This window comes from Noviherbaspirillum massiliense JC206, assembly GCF_000312045.1.
Lineage (GTDB): Bacteria > Pseudomonadota > Gammaproteobacteria > Burkholderiales > Burkholderiaceae_D > Noviherbaspirillum > Noviherbaspirillum massiliense.
The window spans coordinates 123794-139858 of sequence record NZ_HE978634.1 but is presented as its reverse complement, the minus strand read 5'-3'; the positions used below and the strand labels follow the sequence as shown (position 1 = coordinate 139858).

Below are 16065 nucleotides of genomic sequence, written 5' to 3'. Positions count from 1 at the left end.
GCGGGCTTCGCAAGGAGTTCAGCTTGCACGCACAATGCCGGCACGTCCATCCTCGACCACGAAGCTTGCGAGGGTTTCGATGCCGGAGTCGGCCCGGTACACGTCTTCCAGTGCCTGGAAGCGCGCGATGCTGCGCGACGGCGTCACATCCATCAGCACGAAGCCGCGACGGTCGCTGCGGCCATAGCGGATGTGCGGATTCTGCGCGACGTACTGGTCGGTGCGCGCTTGCGGGCGCGAGTTGGAGGTGACGGAAGTGCCACAGAATTCGGCGGCAAGCACCGGATTGTCCGGCGACGCGGGCCGGTCGAAATCCGGTTTCAGATCGGAGGCGAAGAAGGAGTGCACGTCGCCGGAAATCACGACCGGATTGGCGGGGCGATGGCGGAGCATGCTGTCGAACAAGCGGCTGCGCGCCGCCGGATAGCCATCCCATGCATCGGTCCAGAAGCGGCCTTCGCCTGGTTGCGCGATCGGCACCTGACTGGACTGCGCCATCAGGGTTTGCTGCGCAATGAAATTCCACTTCGCGCGGGAAGAGGCAAGGCCTCCGTCCAGCCAGGCTTCCTGTCCCTGGCCGAGCAGGGTGCGCGACGCTGCCATCCTTTCCGCACAGCTTGACGACACCGAGCTGGAGCCACCACAGCCACGCGGCTGGCAGGCCTGGTAAGACCGGTACTGGCGATCATCGAGCACATGGAATCGGGCGAGCCGTCCCCAGTCGTAGCGGCCGTAAAGGCGAAAATGGGTAAAGCGATTCGGACCATCCGGCAAGCCCGGCAGGCGTACCGGCATGTGCTCGTAGAAGGCTTGATAAGCCGCGGCGCGGCGTGCGATGAAATCCGGATCCAGGCGCTCGTCCCGGTCCGCGCCATAGTCGTTTGCCACTTCATGATCATCCCAGGTCACGATCCAGGGGGCGGCGAGGTGCGCCGCCTGCAATTGCGGGTCGGATTTGTACTGGGCATAGCGGGCACGATAGTCGGCCAGCGTGAAGCTTTCGTGGCTGCGCCGGCGCGGGGACATCGGATGGGACAGTTCATACGGGCCCCACTCGTAGATGTAGTCGCCGAGGAAGGCGATCAGGTCCGGTGCTGCATTGGCGATATGCCGGTGCGCAACGTATTCGCCGAACTCCCAGTGCTGGCAAGATGCGAAGGCGAAGCGCAGGGACGAGGGCATCGCGTCGGCACGTGGCGCAGTGCGGGTGCGTCCCACCGGGCTTACCGCGTCGCCCAGCATGAAGCGGTACCAGTACCAGCGCTCCGGCTGCAGTCCGGTCACGTCGACGTGCACGCTGTGCGCGAGTTCGGCAAGCGCAGTGGCCGTTCCCTGCGCGGCAATACGCTTGAAGCGATCATCCTCGGCGATTTCCCAGCGTACGCCCACAGGTTCGGGGGCGATCGATTGCGCATCCAACGGGTCCGGCAGGATGCGGGTCCAGAGCACGACGCTCGTTGAACGGGGCGAGCCGGACGCCACGCCCAGGCTGAATGGATAGGACGTGCTGCGCGCAATCGTCTTTACCGGGGCGGCCGCTGCGAACGCGGCAAGCGATGCGAGTCGGGCCGCATGAGCCAGGAAAGACCTGCGGTCATATTGCATCAAAACACCTCTTTGTGGCGACACTGCCAATCTCGCATATTGTCTCCGCCGGCAGCCGAAGTCGCGATGACGAGGCGCAGAAGCGTTCGCGCGGCTGTGCATAAAGGCCGCTGCATCGGCAGCCGCTTTTCCGTCAGCCTTCGGTAGAGGTTGCGTCGGATGAGGAAGGCAGGGGCGGAATGATGCGCGGCTTGCGGTCCGTTCCGGTAGCGACGTAAGTGAGCGTTGCTTCCGTGACCTTGACGGTTTCGGCCTGCAGGCGATTGCGCTCGGCATACACTTCCACGTTGACCGTGATGGAGGTCCTGCCCACTCGCACGATGTCCGCGTAAAAGGACAGTAGGTCGCCGACGAAGACCGGATGCTTGAACAGGAATGAATTCACGGCAATGGTTGCGACCCGGCCATTGGCCCGGCGCACCGCAGGCAGGGAGCCGGCGATGTCGACCTGCGCCATGATCCAGCCGCCGAACACATCTCCATAGACATTGGCATCGGAAGGCATGGGCATCACGCGCAATTCTGGAAATTTTCCTTCGGGCAGGCCCGGATGATAGATGTTCGTCATTTCGTATTCCTCAGTTGCTGTGCCGCATTGGCGGCAGTTCTGAAGCCTGCCCGATGAGCAATCAGGGGCTGGGCTACAATCAAACCCCGAAGCATAAACCATTCTGATTCATTCTTGCCCCACGTCATGCGTCGTCATTCCATCTCTTCTCCTGAACCTGCCGCCAACCAGGGTACCCGCAACGACTGGGCAACGATCAAGACCTTGTTCCCTTATCTTTGGGCGTACAAATGGCGCGTGCTGCTGGCGCTGGTGTTCCTGGTCGGTGCCAAGGTCGCGAATGTCGGCGTACCGCTCGTACTGAAAAAGCTGATCGATCACATGACGGTCGGTCCGAACAATCCGCTCGCCTTGATCGTCTTGCCCGCAGGTTTGCTGATTGCCTATGGCTTGTTGCGCCTGTCGACTACGGTATTCACCGAATTGCGCGAATTCGTGTTCGCCAAAGTCACGCAAAGTGCGGTACGCACGATTGCGTTGAAAGTATTCCGCCACCTGCATGCCTTGTCGCTGCGCTTTCACCTGAACCGGCAGACCGGCGGCATGACGCGCGATATCGAACGTGGCACGCGCGGCATTTCCTCGCTGGTGTCGTACACGCTCTACAGCATCCTGCCGACCCTGGTCGAAATTACGCTCGTGATCGGCTATCTGATGCTGCACTACGATGTATGGTTTGCGGTGATTGCCCTTACGGCGCTGGTCGTCTATATCCTGTACACCATCGTCGTGACCGAGTGGCGCACGCATTTTCGCCGCACCATGAACGACCTGGATTCCACCGCGAATACCAAGGCGATCGATTCGCTCATCAATTACGAAACGGTGAAGTACTTCGGCAACGAAGATTACGAAGCGCAGAATTACGACCGCAGCCTGCAAAAGTGGGAGACCGCCGCGGTGAAATCCCAGACTTCGCTGTCGTTCCTGAATGCCGGCCAGGCAGCCATCATCGCTACCGCGGTCACCCTGATCCTGTGGCGCGCCACCCTGGGCGTGATGAGCGGCAGGATGACGCTGGGCGATCTGGTGCTGGTCAATGCCTTCATGATCCAGTTGTACATTCCGCTGAATTTCCTCGGCGTGATTTACCGTGAAATCAAGCAGAGCATGGCCGACATGGAGCGCCTGTTCGCCTTGCTGGAGCAGCATCGCGAAATCGCCGACGCGCCGCATGCGAAGCCTCTGACGGTCGCTGGCGCTGAAGTGAAGTTTTCGAAAGTGGATTTCAGCTACGAGTCGAACCGCCAGATCCTGTTCGGCGTCGATTTCACCATTCCTGCCGGCACCACGACGGCGGTAGTCGGCCACAGCGGTTCGGGCAAGTCGACCCTGTCGCGATTGCTGTTCCGCTTCTACGACATCGATGCCGGCAGCATCACCATCGATGGCCAGGACTTGCGCAATGTCACCCAAACTTCATTGCGCAAGGCGATCGGCATCGTGCCGCAGGATACGGTGCTGTTCAACGACACGATCGAATACAACATTGCCTATGGCCGGCCCGGCGCAGGGAAGGAAGAGATCATCGCGGCCGCCAAGGCCGCGTATATCCATGACTTCATCGAGAGCCTGCCCGACGGGTATGCGACGAAAGTCGGCGAGCGCGGGCTGAAACTGTCCGGCGGGGAAAAGCAGCGGGTAGCGATTGCGCGCACCCTGCTGAAGAATCCGGCGATCCTGATCTTCGACGAAGCTACCTCGGCGCTCGACTCGAAATCGGAGCAGGCCATCCAGGCGCAACTGAAGGAGATCGCGAAGAACCGGACCACGCTCGTGATTGCACACCGCCTGTCGACGATTGCCGATGCGGCGCAGATCCTGGTGCTCGACCATGGCCGCATCGTCGAGCGCGGCACCCATGTCCAGCTGCTGGCCGAGAACGGCATGTATGCGCAAATGTGGGCACGCCAGCAGGCGCGACCGGACGAGGTTTCCGCATCTGGCGGGCAGGGCGAAGAGAGCATGGTGGGGTAGGCGGCCATGGAAACCAAGTGGCTGGAAGACTTCATCTCGCTGGCGGAAACCCGCAGTTTCAGCCGCTCGGCCGAACTGCGCCATGTGACTCAGCCCGCATTTTCCCGGCGCATTCAGGCGCTGGAAGCCTGGCTCGGCGCCGACCTGATTGATCGCACGTCGTATCCCACGCGCCTGACGCCGGCTGGCGAAGTGTTTTACGAGCAGGCGCTCGAGATGCTCGGCCAGATCAACAATGCCCGCGCGCTGCTGCGCGGGAAGCGTCCCGCCGGCAGCGGTACCATCGATTTCGCGGTGCCGCACACGCTGTCATTGACCTACATGCCGAAATGGCTGAGCCGGCTGGAAGCCGGTTTCGGTGCGCTGCACACCCGCCTGATGGCACTGAACGTGCATGACGCGGTCATGACGATGGTGGAAGGCGGTTGCGACCTGCTGCTGTGCTATCACCATCCGCGCCAACCGGTGCAGCTCGACGCCGGTCGGTACGACATGCTCACGCTCGGGACCGAAGCCCTGCGTCCCTATGTGCGCTGCAACGCGGCCGGCGTGCCCGACCTGATGTTGCCGGGCAGTGCCCGCGAGCCGCTGCCTTTCCTGTCCTATACCAGCAATGCCTACCTCGGGCGCATGGTGGAGCTGATCCTGGCCGATACAAAGAAGCCGCTGTATCTGGACAAGCGCTATGAGACCGACATGGCGGAAGGCTTGAAGATGATGGCGCTGGAAGGACATGGCATTGCCTTCCTGCCGGAATCGGCAGTCACGCGCGAACTGGGCCAGAAGTTGCTGGCGCGGGCTGACGGTGGCCAGGCGGAATGGGAGGTGCGCATGGAAATCCGCCTCTATCGCGAGCGGCCAACTGCGCAGCGCGCAGGCAAGCCTGTTGTCACCCGGCTCTGGGATTACCTCTCGGCACAAGAAGCAGGGCGTTCCCATGCCGGCGCAGCAATGGCGCCAGAGAAGAAACAAACGTCTGCTTGAATTCTTCCCGCAGGAAAGCCATGCAGCGAATGCATAGTTGCATGCGCACAAAGCATTGGATTTGCGCAGACATGCTGGCCTAGCATCGTATTTGTTACTACATTGGTATCAGTGCAGCCGACAATACGAAGGAGCGACCAGAATATGTCTACCCAGCATGAAATTCCCTCTTATCTGACTCCCCATGAGATCGGTCCCTGGGGCGTCTATCTGGAACAGATCGACCGCGTCACACCGCACCTCGGCTCTCTGGCTCGCTGGGTGGAAACCCTGAAGCGACCCAAGCGCATTCTGGTCGTCGACGTACCGATCGAACGCGACGACGGCACCATTGCCCACTTCGAAGGCTACCGGGTACAGCACAATACCTCGCGCGGCCCCGGCAAGGGCGGGGTGCGCTTCCATCAGGACGTGACACTTTCCGAAGTGATGGCACTGGCGGCCTGGATGACGATCAAGAATGCGGCGGTGAATGTGCCCTATGGCGGCGCCAAGGGCGGCATCCGGGTCAATCCGAAGCTGCTGTCGGAAGGCGAGCTGATGCGCATGACGCGCCGCTATACCAGCGAGATCAACATCATCATCGGGCCGACCAAGGACATCCCGGCGCCGGATGTCAACACCAATGAAAAGGTCATGGCTTGGATGATGGATACCTATTCCATGAACCAGGGCAGCACCGCCTCCGGCGTCGTCACCGGCAAGCCGATTTCGCTGGGTGGCAGCCTTGGGCGGCATGAAGCCACCGGGCGCGGCGTGTTCGTGGTGGGTTGCGAAGCCGCCGCCAAGCGCGGACTCGACATTCGGGGGGCACGTGTCGCGGTCCAGGGATTCGGTAACGTCGGCGGCATTGCTGCCCGATTGTTCGCAGAAGCCGGTGCACGCATCGTCGCGGTGCAGGACCATGTGGCCACATTGGTGCGCGAGGGCGGCATCGACATCCCGGCACTGCAGGCCCATTCGTCCGCGCATGGCAGCATCGAGGGATTCAGCGGGGCAGATGCGCTGAAGGAGCGCAGCCAGTTCTGGGAAGTCGATTGCGACATCATGGTGCCGGCAGCCCTTGAACAGCAGATCACGGCGGACAATGCAAACCGGATTCGCGCCAGCATCATCCTCGAAGGGGCCAATGGCCCGACCACGCCGGCAGCCGACGACATCCTGCATGATAAGGGCGTACTGATCGTACCCGATGTCATTGCCAATGCAGGCGGCGTGACCGTCAGCTACTTCGAATGGGTGCAGGATTTCTCCAGCTTCTTCTGGACCGAGGAAGAAATCAATCTGCGACTGACCCGCATCATGCGCGAAGCCTTTGCCGCAATCTGGCAACTGGCGGAAGAAAAACAGGTATCGTTGCGGACAGCGGCATTCATTGTCGCGTGCACCCGCGTGCTGCGAGCCAGGGAAATGCGCGGCCTCTATCCGTGATGGCTCGGATCTTGCTTATGAGCATTGCGTATCGAGCCCGGAAAATCCGCGGGCTGGCGGCAAGCGGAAACTGCCTCTGACAGGGAAGGGGGAATCAAGAAGCCCTGTCAATTTCCGTCTGTCTTAAATCGGGGGTTTTGATACACTAGCAACGCTTCACTTTTTAGGAGACATCATGAAACTAACGAAGTTGATCGGTATTGTTATCGGCGCCGGGGCGATTGCGGGCATGGCGCAGGCTCAGGATCTGAGTGGCACCCTGAAGAAAGTCAAGGACACTGGCGCAATCACGGTCGGTTACCGCGAATCCTCGATTCCGTTCTCTTACCTCGACGACAAGCAGCAGCCCATCGGTTATGCGATGGATCTCTGCATGAGAATCGTCGACGCGGTCAAGACCGAGCTCAAGATCCCCAACCTCAAGGTCAACCTGCAACCGGTCACTTCCAGCAACCGGATCCCGCTGCTGCAGAACGGTACCATCGACCTCGAATGCGGTTCCACCACGAACTCCGTCACCCGTCAGCAGCAGGTTTCGTTCGGACCGACCTACTTCGTGATCGACGTCACGGCCGCCGTCAAGAAGAACTCCAACATCAATTCCCTGGAAGACCTGAACGGCAAGACGATTTCCACCACCTCCGGCACGACTTCCGTTCCGCTGCTCAAGGCTTACGAAAAGACCAAGAACGCCCAGGTCAAGGAAATCTACGGCAAGGACCATGCCGAATCCTTCCTGCTGATGGCTGACGACCGGGCTACCGCGTTCGTGATGGACGACATCCTGCTGGCTGGACAGATCGCAAATTCCAGGAATCCTTCGGAGTTCAAGATCCTGCCGGGTTCCCTGCGCCAGGAGCCGTACAGCATGATGCTGCGCAAGGATGATCCGCAGTTCAAGGCGCTGGTCGACAAGACCATCGGCGGCATCATGAAGTCGGGCGAGATCGACAAGATCTACAACAAGTGGTTCATGAGCCCGATTCCGCCCAAGGGCATCAACTTGAACTTCCCGATCAAGCCGGTTCTTCGCGAAGACTTCAAGAACCCCAACGACAAGGGCGTGTAAGCGGTTCGCAGTAGACGAAGGGCCGGAAGGCGCACGCGCCGAGCCGGCCCTTTTTTTTGGGCTTGAGCAGCGCAGGCAAATGATATATCGTCCGCATGCGCAAGCGTTCCGGTTACCGCCGGGGCGCAACTGCGGGGCAGGCCGCACCGAAAACCGGCTTGTGGCCCGTGTTTGATCAGTCGTGGTGCAGTCGGAATGGCCGGCTGACCAGGCTGGAGGGAGTCAAGGAATGAATCTGGGGATATTTTTCGAGCAGGTGCCCGATTTCGATGAAACCTGGGGCGACATGCTCTTGTCGGGTTTGGGCTGGACGCTGGCAACCGCGTTCTTCGCCTGGATCATGGCATTCGTGCTGGGATCGATCATCGGCGTGATCCGCACCACCGACCGGCCCGTGATGGTCCGATTTGGCAATGCCTATGTCGAACTGTTTCGCAACATCCCGTTGCTCGTCCAGTTCTTCGTCTGGTATTTCGTTGTGCCGGGGCTGATTCCGGCGGTCAAGGCCTGGGTGACGACTCTGGACCCGACCCGGCATCAGTTCTTTACGGCCGTCGTCTGCCTCGGCTTTTTCACTTCCGCGCGGATTGCCGAACAGGTACGCTCCGGCATTCAGGCCCTGCCACGCGGCCAGCGCAATGCCGGCTATGCACTCGGGCTGACCCAGATCCAGACTTACCGTTACGTGCTGCTGCCGATGGCCTACCGGATCATCATTCCGCCGCTTACCTCGGAGGTGATGAACCTTATCAAGAACACCGCAGTCGCCTACTCGATCGGCCTGGTCGAACTGTTCTTCCGCACTCGCGAAATGGGTGAAATGACCTTCCGCTACTTTGAAGCATTCGGCGCGGCCACCGTCATCTATGTGGTGATTGCAATGCTGGCCAACCGCATCATGGCCTTCATCGAGCGCCGGGTTGCCGTCCCCGGCTATATCGTAGGGGGCAAATGATGTTTGATCTTGATTTCAACGTCATCAGCCGCACCTGGCCGTACCTGCTGACGGGCTTGCAGTACACGGTGCAGCTGACGGTGATCGCCGCGATCGGCGGCACCTTTTTCGGCACCTTGCTTGCAATGGCGCGTCTGTCGTCGTTCAAGCCGCTGGCGCTTTTTGCTGCCGGCTATGTGAACCTGATGCGTTCCGTCCCGCTGCTGCTGGTGATCTTCTGGTTCTATTTCCTGGTGCCGGTGATCATCCAGTCGATCACGAAGTCGGAATATCCGATCCAGATCGGTGCCGACCGTTCGGCCTACATCACCTTCATCATGTTCGAGGCGGCGTACTTCTGCGAGATCATGCGCGCCGGTATCCAGAGCATCACCCGCGGCCAGGTGAACGCCGGCTACGCGCTCGGCTTCACCTACTGGCAATCGATGCGACTGGTGATCCTGCCGCAGGCCTTCCGCAACATGCTGCCCATCCTGCTGACCCAGACCATCGTCCTGTTCCAGGACGTGTCCCTGGTGTCGCTGCTGAACGTGACGGACTTCGTCGGCGCCGCAGTCAAGATCGCGCAGCGCGACAGCCGCATCGTCGAGCTGTACCTGTTCGTTGCGATCGTTTATTTCGCGCTGAGCTACACACTCTCATTCCTGGTGAAGCGCTTGCAGAAGCGCATTGCCATCATTCGCTAAGGATATCGCCATGATTGAATTGAAAAACGTGAGCAAGTGGTATGGTGACTTCCAGGTCTTGACCGACTGTACTACCAGTGTTGCCAAGGGCGACGTGGTCGTCGTCTGCGGTCCGTCCGGCTCCGGCAAGTCGACTCTGATCAAGACCGTGAATGGCCTGGAGCCTTTCCAGCAGGGCGAGATCCTGGTCGACAATACCTCGGTGGGCGATCCGAAAACCAATCTGTCGAAGCTGCGGGCACGCATCGGCATGGTGTTCCAGAATTTCGAGCTGTTCCCGCACCTGTCGATTCGTCAGAACCTGACCATCGGCCAGACCAAGGTGCTCGGACGCAGCGAAGAGGAAGCCACCGAAAAAGGCCTCAAGTACCTCGATCGGGTCGGCCTGCTGTCGCAGAAGGACAAGTACCCCGGCCAGCTGTCGGGTGGCCAGCAGCAGCGGGTGGCGATCGCGCGCGCATTGTCGATGGACCCGATCGCCATGCTGTTTGACGAGCCGACCTCGGCGCTCGATCCGGAAATGATCAACGAGGTGCTGGACGTGATGGTTGGCCTCGCGCAGGAAGGCATGACGATGATGGTGGTCACTCATGAAATGGGCTTCGCCAAGAAAGTGGCGGACCGCGTCATTTTCATGGACAAGGGATATATCGTCGACGACCGCTCGAAAGAGGAATTCTTTGGCGGCTCGGTATCGGATCGCGCTCGCGATTTCCTGGCCAAGATCATTCACTGATCGCCGGTTTGCCGGAGCAAGAGCCGTTTCCGCCTGTGCGGAGGCGGCTTTTTTGTGCGCGGAAATATTAGCGCCTGTCCCGGGAGGGCGGGGCAAGCGGGTAAAATAGCGGCAGTTTCAGGAAAAACCGCTATGCAAAACCCTTCTGCTTCCCATCCCCAGCAAAGCCTCACCATCACCCGTCCCGACGACTGGCACCTGCATTTGCGCGACGGCGCGGCAATGGCCAGCGTCTTGCCCCACAGTGCGCGGCAGTTCGCCCGCGCCATCGTGATGCCGAACCTCAAGCCGCCCGTGACGACGACCGCGCAGGCGCTTGCCTATCGCGAGCGCATCCTCGCCGCCTTGCCGTCCGGGGTGCAGTTCGAGCCACTGATGGTGCTGTACCTGACCGACAATACACCGTCAGAGGAAATTCGGCGAGCCAAGGAGAGCGGCCTGGTGCATGCGGTGAAGCTGTATCCGGCCGGAGCCACCACCAATTCGGATGCCGGTGTCACCGCATTGGCAAAGTGCTACAGGACGCTCGAAACCATGCAAGAACTCGGCATGCCATTTTTGGTGCATGGCGAGGTCACCGATCCGGCCGTCGACATCTTCGACCGCGAGGCGGTATTCATCGAACGTGTAATGCAGCCGCTGCGTCGCGACATGCCGGAATTGAAAGTGGTGTTCGAACACATCACCACTAGGGAAGCCGCGCAATATGTGGCGGAAGCGGGCAGCGCTACCGCCGCGACGATTACCGCGCACCACCTGCTGTATAACCGCAACGAGATTTTCAAGGGCGGCATCCGCCCGCATTACTACTGCCTGCCCGTCCTGAAGCGCGAAGAGCATCGCCAGGCACTGGTGCGTGCCGCGACTTCCGGAAATCCGAAATTCTTCCTCGGTACCGATTCCGCTCCGCACGCGAAAGGATTGAAAGAACATGCCTGCGGCTGCGCCGGCTGCTACACCGCGCTGCACGCCATGGAACTCTATGCGCAAGCCTTTGATGCGGCAGGTGCGCTGGACAAGCTCGAAGCCTTTGCCAGCTTCAACGGCCCCGCCTTCTATGATTTGCCGCGTAATACCGGTACGGTGACCCTGGTGCGGGAAAGCTGGGCATTGCCTCAGGAACTGCCGTTTGGCGAAACCGTGATCGCACCTTTGAACGCCGGCGAAACCATCGGGTGGAAACTGGTTTGAGACGCCAGTACTGTTCAGCTGAATGCGCAGTTGGACGGGCGGGCTGACACAAGGCCGTAATGAGTACTCGCTTCTTCGACAGCGTCGATTGGCAGCGCCCATGGCTACGGCACTTGCTGCCCGCGGCTTCTGGCATCTTGCAGGCGAGTGACTGGCGCCAGGAGATCAATGCAGCGGCTGCTGCCTCCGGCTTGCGCAATCACCGCGATCTGCCACTCCGCTTCGTGCCGCAATCCGACCTGCCTGCCGGAACTGCTTACGAAGCCTTTATCAGCGCTACCGGAGGCGTGCCGACCCGGGAAAACCTGCATGATTTCTTCAATGCGCTGGTGTGGCTGACCTTCCCGAACATCAAGCGACAACTCAATGCGCTGCAGGCTGCGCAGCTCGCCAAGGCGGCATCAAGCGGCGCGAATGCCGACGCCACTGCGCATCGCGGCCGTCTGCGCGACGCGGCCACCATTTTCGACGAGAACGCCGCCCTGCTGGTTTGCCGGGATGCGGAACTGCTCGACGCTTTGCGTGCGCACCGCTGGCATGAGGCATTCGTGGAGCGGCGCCCTGCCTTCGACAACACGTGCGAGGTATGGCTGTTCGGCCATGCGCTGATGGAAAAACTGGTCACGCCCTACAAATCCATCACGGCCCATGCATGGCAGGTCAAGGCGGACCATGCATTCTTTGCCATGTCCGTGGAGGAAAAGCGTTGCTGGCTGGATTCCGAGGTCACCCGGCAGTTGTCGGGCGGCTTGTCGACGTCCGATTTCACACCCTTGCCGGTGCTCGGCGTACCGGGATGGTGGAATGCTCAGGACGAAGCGTTTTATCAGGACGTAGCCGTATTCCGGCCGAAAAGAATGGCTTGAGCAACGGTAGGCTAGCATGGGGGGGCAGGTTCAGGCGGGCCAAATGAAAAAAGGCACCGGAAGGTGCCTTTCATGCTTCCAAATCAATGCAGGCTTAAACCTGCAAATCATCAGAAGATGTGGCGGATGCCCACGTTGAACCAGTTCACGTCGTCCCCGGCAGTAACGAAGCCGCGGTTGGATCCAGCATCGTTGTTCACGCGCGAGTACGAAGTGTACAGGTTGGTGCGCTTGGACAGGCTGTGGGTGTAACCGACGCCCCAGAAGCTGGCATCAGCGGAACCTTCCCTGTCGTCATGACGAGTATAGGATGCCAGGACGGTACCGACGCCGCCAACCGGGACGCTGACACCAATCATGCCGTCACGGCTGCGGGTCGATGTAGCGGCTTCACCCCTGTTGTCTGCGTAGGCAACGTGGCCTTTGACTACGCCGAGATCGTAGGTGGCGCCAACCAGCCAGGTTTTGCCTTCCGTCGTGGGGTCGGAAGAGGTGGCGAGACGGTCTTGCCGGTGATAAGCAGCAGCTACATTGAGCGGACCGTTTGCATAACCTACGGATGCTCCCATGTTGCGGGCATCAGAGAAACGGCCGGCAACTTCACCGAATCCGTATGCAACCTGGCCGGAGAAACCGCCAACGTTTGGCATCGAATAATTGATCGTGTTGTCCATGCGGATGCCGTAGGTTTCAAACACGGCCAGAGCGCCCGCGTCGCCGCCGATAATGCCGGTGCTGAACGGATCGAGCGAATCGAGAACGGTAAAGATTGGCGTGTACTGACGGCCCAGCTTGACGGTGCCGAAGCCCCCGTTCAGGCCGACCCATGCCTGACGACCAAAGAGACGGCCTCCCTGATCCAGGCCGCCGTTATCGACCGTAAAACCGTTTTCCAGGGCGAAGATCGCGGACAAGCCGCCGCCGAGGTCTTCCGTGCCCTTGAAGCCGAGGCGGCTGCCGGATTGCATGCCGCTCGCCAGTTCCCAGGCTTTACCGTTGATATCCGAATCGGTGCGCCGGATGCCTGCGTCCACAAGACCATAAATGGTGACATTGGTTTGCGCAGAAGCTGCGCCAGCAAAGGCGCCGAATACTGCCAATGCGAGAAGCGATTTTTTCATTGGACATTCCCCTAAGGTTTCTTGTTAAAGATTATTGAGTGCTTCAGGCAGAACCACCGATGAAAGCTCCGCAGGATCTTTCAGCATCGCGCCTTCGCACGGGACTGCATACTGCAAAAAAGGCACCCGAAGGTGCCTTTTTCTACTGCTTTCTAATACTGCAAACCTAGGCCTGCAGGGAATTAGAACGTGTGGCGAACGCCAAGCTGGAATTCCTTGTCGGACTCGCCAGCGGCGAAGGCATTCAGACGCACGCCGTCGTCGTTCTTGGTATAGCCGAACGAGGTGTACAGGTTGGTGCGCTTGGACAGGGAGTGCGAGTAGCCGATCGCATACTGGTTGGATTTCGCGTCGTCGAAGTCGCGGAAGTCGTTGCGGTTCCAGGAAGCATAGACGCTACCCACTGCGCCGACCGGAGCACTTACGCCCAGCATGTAGTTGCGGATCTTGATGTCAGCGCCAGCGTTTTCCACTTTCGAATCACCGAACAAGGCGTGGGCCTTCACTACGCCAAAGTCATAGGTGGCACCAATGAGCGCGTTTTTCACATCGGCGCGAACGGTGGTGGTGGTAACACCGCCTGCGGTGGCAGCAGTTCCAGCCAGGCCAGCTGCGAGGGCTTGTGCTGCAATGGGGTTAAGCGTTGCAGTTGCCGACGTGGAAGCAGCAGTTCCAAGAGACAGGGCGTTGGTGTTCGAGTAAGCGGCTTGCACATTGACGGGACCGGCAACATAGGCCAGACCAACGAATTTGCTGCTGCCGGTGTTGAACGCACCAGCGTTCTCGCCGAACTTGTAGCCAACCTGGCCGGTGAAGCCAGCGATGTTCGGGGAGGTGTAGGTGATGGTGTTGTCCGAACGGGAGATCGGATCAACCTTGCCCAGGCCATAGCCATACACGCGCTGCATGTCGCCAGCCTGATTGATGCCGAACGGGTCGATTGCGTTCAGTGCGTTATAAATGGCGTTGTATTGACGGCCCAGCTTGACGGAACCGAAGCCGCCGTTCAGGCCAACCCATGCCTGACGACCGAACAGACGGCCGCCATTGCCCAGCGTGCCATCATCGGTGCTGAAGCCGTTTTCCAGGGTGAAGACTGCAGACAGACCGCCGCCGAGATCTTCGGTGCCGCGGAAGCCGATGCGGCTGCCGCTCTGCTGACCGCTTTGCAAAGCCCAAACTTTGTCAGATTGCTTGCCGTCGTCATAGTTGATGCCCGCGTCGACGACACCATAGACCGTCACGTTGGTTTGGGCATGAGCAACGCCTGCGAAAGCACCCAGTACGGCGAGTGCGAGAAGCGATTTTTTCATCGAATAATCCCCAAAGGTTGTTAACTAAGAGTTATTAGACTCGGCAACGCCACTAGTGGACACGTCGCTGCCGAATAGTGCTTCCTGAAGATTTGTTTAAGAAGCTACTAAGTATTTCAACAAATATCGAGTGCGAGGACAAAGGGAATTTGGCTTTTGCTGCTGATATCAGCAATTTTGTGGCGGGGGTACAACGAAAGGATTGCCATCCCGGTATTGGCTTTTTGCATTGTGCAAAAGCAAGGCAATGAACTGGCAAGGAGAAATTTGGAAGAGCGCTTGTCGCCAATAAAAAAACCAGGCTTGCATGAGCAAGCCTGGTTTTAGCGGTTTGCACCCGAAAGTAACTAAATTGCCTTGTTTTCCCGGGCGCTTAGCTCGTTTTCAGCAAATACTGCTTGCTTAGAACAAGTGGTTGATACCGATGGACACGCCTTTTTGGTTGTCGAGGGGCGCCAGACCGCCTGCACCCGTCGGGTTGACTCGTGCAATGCCGTGAAGTTTTGCATAATCAACTTCAGTATAGAGGACTGTGCGTTTCGACAGCGCATAGGTGCCGCCGACGATGAACAGGTTCCTCTTGCCATCAGCAGAGACCGTGGGCGTCTGATCCAAATTCACTCTTGTCTGATAGAAGGCGCCAGTCAATTCGAACGCCGGGGTAATGTTAACGCTAACGCCAGCCCATGCATTCCGGACTCTGTTGTCATCAAATCCTGGCAGACCGCGCTCTTGCTTGTCGTCAATGTAACCTACTGCTACGCGGAAAGCCTCGGTCTTGAACGAGCCACCAACAGTCCACTGATTATTGTCTTCGAACGAAGTGGCGCCACCAGCTACTGGAACGCTAGGCTTCTTGCGGGTATATGCGCCACCAACCGTAATCGGGCCGGCGGTGTACGCGCCACCAACTGCAAAAGCCGAGTTGCCGCTGGTTTCTCCAGCCGTTTCGCCAAAGGCGTACTCTGCCATCACCAATGCCGGGCCGAACTTGGCGGTGTACTGGAGGTCGTTGTTGAAGCGAGTGCCACCCTGAGTACCGGTAGGAGCGGTGGCAGAAATGCTTCCGGGGCTACCAGCGGCGGCGCTCGCCAGCGGGATGATAGTGATGTAGTGGTAGTTGAACGGATCGTACTGACCGATCATCTTGAACGAAACGGAGTACTGGCGACCCAAATCGAAGTTACCGACCGGCGTGGTGATACCCACGAGAGCGGTACGGTTGAAGAGGCGATTCGAACCATTGTCGAGCGTACCGGTGCCAGCATCGAAGCCATTTTCCAGCACGAAATGCGCATTCATGCCGCCGCCGAGATCTTCCACGCCCTTGAAGCCGAGACGGTTGGTGTTATAGGTGCCCAGCTTGACTCCACTGCTTACGTCGCCTTCGCTCCACAGTTTGTCGCCGGCTGCGTTAACGTTGCTCTTGTAACGTACGCCGCCGTCGATCGAGCCATAAATCGTGACGCCATCGGTCTGCTGTGCCTGTGCGGTGCCTGCGAATGCGCCCATGACTGCCAGGGCGAGAAGCGTTTTTTTCATTAAGATATCTCCAAGGGTTAT

At 59.4% G+C, this 16065-nt stretch carries 14 protein-coding genes; 9 read left to right on the top strand and 5 right to left on the bottom strand.

Annotation, left to right across the window (positions count from 1 at the left end):
* Window positions 1-18: 18 nt before the first annotated feature.
* Both HGHM_RS00695 and HGHM_RS00690 read right to left on the bottom strand, forming a co-directional pair.
* Entirely contained in the window at window positions 19-1605 is a 1587-nt protein-coding gene (locus tag HGHM_RS00695) for an alkaline phosphatase D family protein (protein ID WP_019139581.1), read from the bottom strand.
* Between the two features lie 133 nt (window positions 1606-1738).
* Window positions 1739-2173 carry an acyl-CoA thioesterase gene (locus HGHM_RS00690; RefSeq protein WP_019139580.1) on the bottom strand — a complete coding sequence of 145 codons (435 nt, stop codon included), beginning with the start codon at window positions 2171-2173 and terminating at the stop codon, window positions 1739-1741.
* Window positions 2174-2299: 126 nt separating this feature from the next.
* Between HGHM_RS00690 and HGHM_RS00685 the strand changes: the two genes are divergently transcribed.
* The 9 genes from HGHM_RS00685 (at window position 2300) to HGHM_RS00645 (ending at window position 12068) form a co-directional block, all read left to right on the top strand.
* A complete protein-coding gene (locus HGHM_RS00685; protein WP_019139578.1) occupies window positions 2300-4150 on the top strand; it encodes an ABCB family ABC transporter ATP-binding protein/permease in 1851 nt (616 codons plus the stop codon).
* Between the two features lie 6 nt (window positions 4151-4156).
* Window positions 4157-5134, top strand: coding sequence for a LysR family transcriptional regulator (locus tag HGHM_RS00680; protein ID WP_019139577.1), 978 nt, complete (start codon window positions 4157-4159; stop codon window positions 5132-5134).
* Window positions 5135-5278: 144 nt separating this feature from the next.
* The gene (locus HGHM_RS00675; protein ID WP_019139576.1) at window positions 5279-6565 is read left to right on the top strand and encodes a Glu/Leu/Phe/Val family dehydrogenase; all 1287 of its coding nucleotides are present in this window, start codon (window positions 5279-5281) and stop codon (window positions 6563-6565) included.
* Between the two features lie 175 nt (window positions 6566-6740).
* On the top strand, window positions 6741-7634 hold the full coding sequence (locus HGHM_RS00670) for a transporter substrate-binding domain-containing protein (protein WP_034348345.1): 894 nt from the start codon (window positions 6741-6743) through the stop codon (window positions 7632-7634).
* 229 nt (window positions 7635-7863) lie between these two features.
* Window positions 7864-8589, top strand: coding sequence for an amino acid ABC transporter permease (locus HGHM_RS00665; RefSeq protein WP_019139574.1), 726 nt, complete (start codon window positions 7864-7866; stop codon window positions 8587-8589).
* Window positions 8586-9275, top strand: a complete 690-nt coding sequence (locus tag HGHM_RS00660) for an amino acid ABC transporter permease (protein WP_020693793.1) — start codon at window positions 8586-8588, stop codon at window positions 9273-9275. The genes HGHM_RS00665 and HGHM_RS00660 overlap by 4 nt, the downstream gene beginning before the upstream one ends.
* Before the next feature lie 10 nt (window positions 9276-9285).
* Complete coding sequence (locus HGHM_RS00655; protein ID WP_019139572.1) at window positions 9286-10011, top strand: amino acid ABC transporter ATP-binding protein; 726 nt, start codon at window positions 9286-9288, stop codon at window positions 10009-10011.
* Between the two features lie 132 nt (window positions 10012-10143).
* Window positions 10144-11202: a dihydroorotase gene (gene pyrC, locus HGHM_RS00650; RefSeq protein ID WP_019139571.1), complete on the top strand. Its 1059-nt coding sequence runs from the start codon at window positions 10144-10146 to the stop codon at window positions 11200-11202.
* 59 nt (window positions 11203-11261) lie between these two features.
* Window positions 11262-12068 carry a DUF3025 domain-containing protein gene (locus tag HGHM_RS00645; protein WP_026075573.1) on the top strand — a complete coding sequence of 269 codons (807 nt, stop codon included), beginning with the start codon at window positions 11262-11264 and terminating at the stop codon, window positions 12066-12068.
* 110 nt (window positions 12069-12178) lie between these two features.
* Here the strand turns inward: HGHM_RS00645 and HGHM_RS00640 are convergent, their stop codons facing one another.
* From HGHM_RS00640 to HGHM_RS20310, 3 genes are all read right to left on the bottom strand, one after another.
* Window positions 12179-13189 carry a porin gene (locus tag HGHM_RS00640; protein WP_019139569.1) on the bottom strand — a complete coding sequence of 337 codons (1011 nt, stop codon included), beginning with the start codon at window positions 13187-13189 and terminating at the stop codon, window positions 12179-12181.
* A gap of 182 nt (window positions 13190-13371) precedes the next feature.
* Window positions 13372-14502, bottom strand: coding sequence for a porin (locus tag HGHM_RS00635; RefSeq protein WP_019139568.1), 1131 nt, complete (start codon window positions 14500-14502; stop codon window positions 13372-13374).
* Window positions 14503-14904: 402 nt separating this feature from the next.
* Window positions 14905-16044 carry a porin gene (locus HGHM_RS20310; RefSeq protein ID WP_019139567.1) on the bottom strand — a complete coding sequence of 380 codons (1140 nt, stop codon included), beginning with the start codon at window positions 16042-16044 and terminating at the stop codon, window positions 14905-14907.
* Between the last annotated feature and the right edge of the window lie 21 nt (window positions 16045-16065).

What these genes read in the sequence shown, in the direction of transcription:
- HGHM_RS00645 (WP_026075573.1), top strand. Translation starts at nt 11,262, where the DNA reads ATGAGTACTCGCTTCTTCGACAGCGTCGATTGGCAGCGCCCATGGCTA.
- HGHM_RS00695 (WP_019139581.1), bottom strand. Translation starts at nt 1,605, where the DNA reads ATGCAATATGACCGCAGGTCTTTCCTGGCTCATGCGGCCCGACTCGCA.
- HGHM_RS00690 (WP_019139580.1), bottom strand. Translation starts at nt 2,173, where the DNA reads ATGACGAACATCTATCATCCGGGCCTGCCCGAAGGAAAATTTCCAGAA.
- HGHM_RS00665 (WP_019139574.1), top strand. Translation starts at nt 7,864, where the DNA reads ATGAATCTGGGGATATTTTTCGAGCAGGTGCCCGATTTCGATGAAACC.
- HGHM_RS00680 (WP_019139577.1), top strand. Translation starts at nt 4,157, where the DNA reads ATGGAAACCAAGTGGCTGGAAGACTTCATCTCGCTGGCGGAAACCCGC.
- pyrC (WP_019139571.1), top strand. Translation starts at nt 10,144, where the DNA reads ATGCAAAACCCTTCTGCTTCCCATCCCCAGCAAAGCCTCACCATCACC.
- HGHM_RS20310 (WP_019139567.1), bottom strand. Translation starts at nt 16,044, where the DNA reads ATGAAAAAAACGCTTCTCGCCCTGGCAGTCATGGGCGCATTCGCAGGC.
- HGHM_RS00655 (WP_019139572.1), top strand. Translation starts at nt 9,286, where the DNA reads ATGATTGAATTGAAAAACGTGAGCAAGTGGTATGGTGACTTCCAGGTC.
- HGHM_RS00670 (WP_034348345.1), top strand. Translation starts at nt 6,741, where the DNA reads ATGAAACTAACGAAGTTGATCGGTATTGTTATCGGCGCCGGGGCGATT.
- HGHM_RS00640 (WP_019139569.1), bottom strand. Translation starts at nt 13,189, where the DNA reads ATGAAAAAATCGCTTCTCGCATTGGCAGTATTCGGCGCCTTTGCTGGC.
- HGHM_RS00635 (WP_019139568.1), bottom strand. Translation starts at nt 14,502, where the DNA reads ATGAAAAAATCGCTTCTCGCACTCGCCGTACTGGGTGCTTTCGCAGGC.
- HGHM_RS00660 (WP_020693793.1), top strand. Translation starts at nt 8,586, where the DNA reads ATGATGTTTGATCTTGATTTCAACGTCATCAGCCGCACCTGGCCGTAC.
- HGHM_RS00675 (WP_019139576.1), top strand. Translation starts at nt 5,279, where the DNA reads ATGTCTACCCAGCATGAAATTCCCTCTTATCTGACTCCCCATGAGATC.
- HGHM_RS00685 (WP_019139578.1), top strand. Translation starts at nt 2,300, where the DNA reads ATGCGTCGTCATTCCATCTCTTCTCCTGAACCTGCCGCCAACCAGGGT.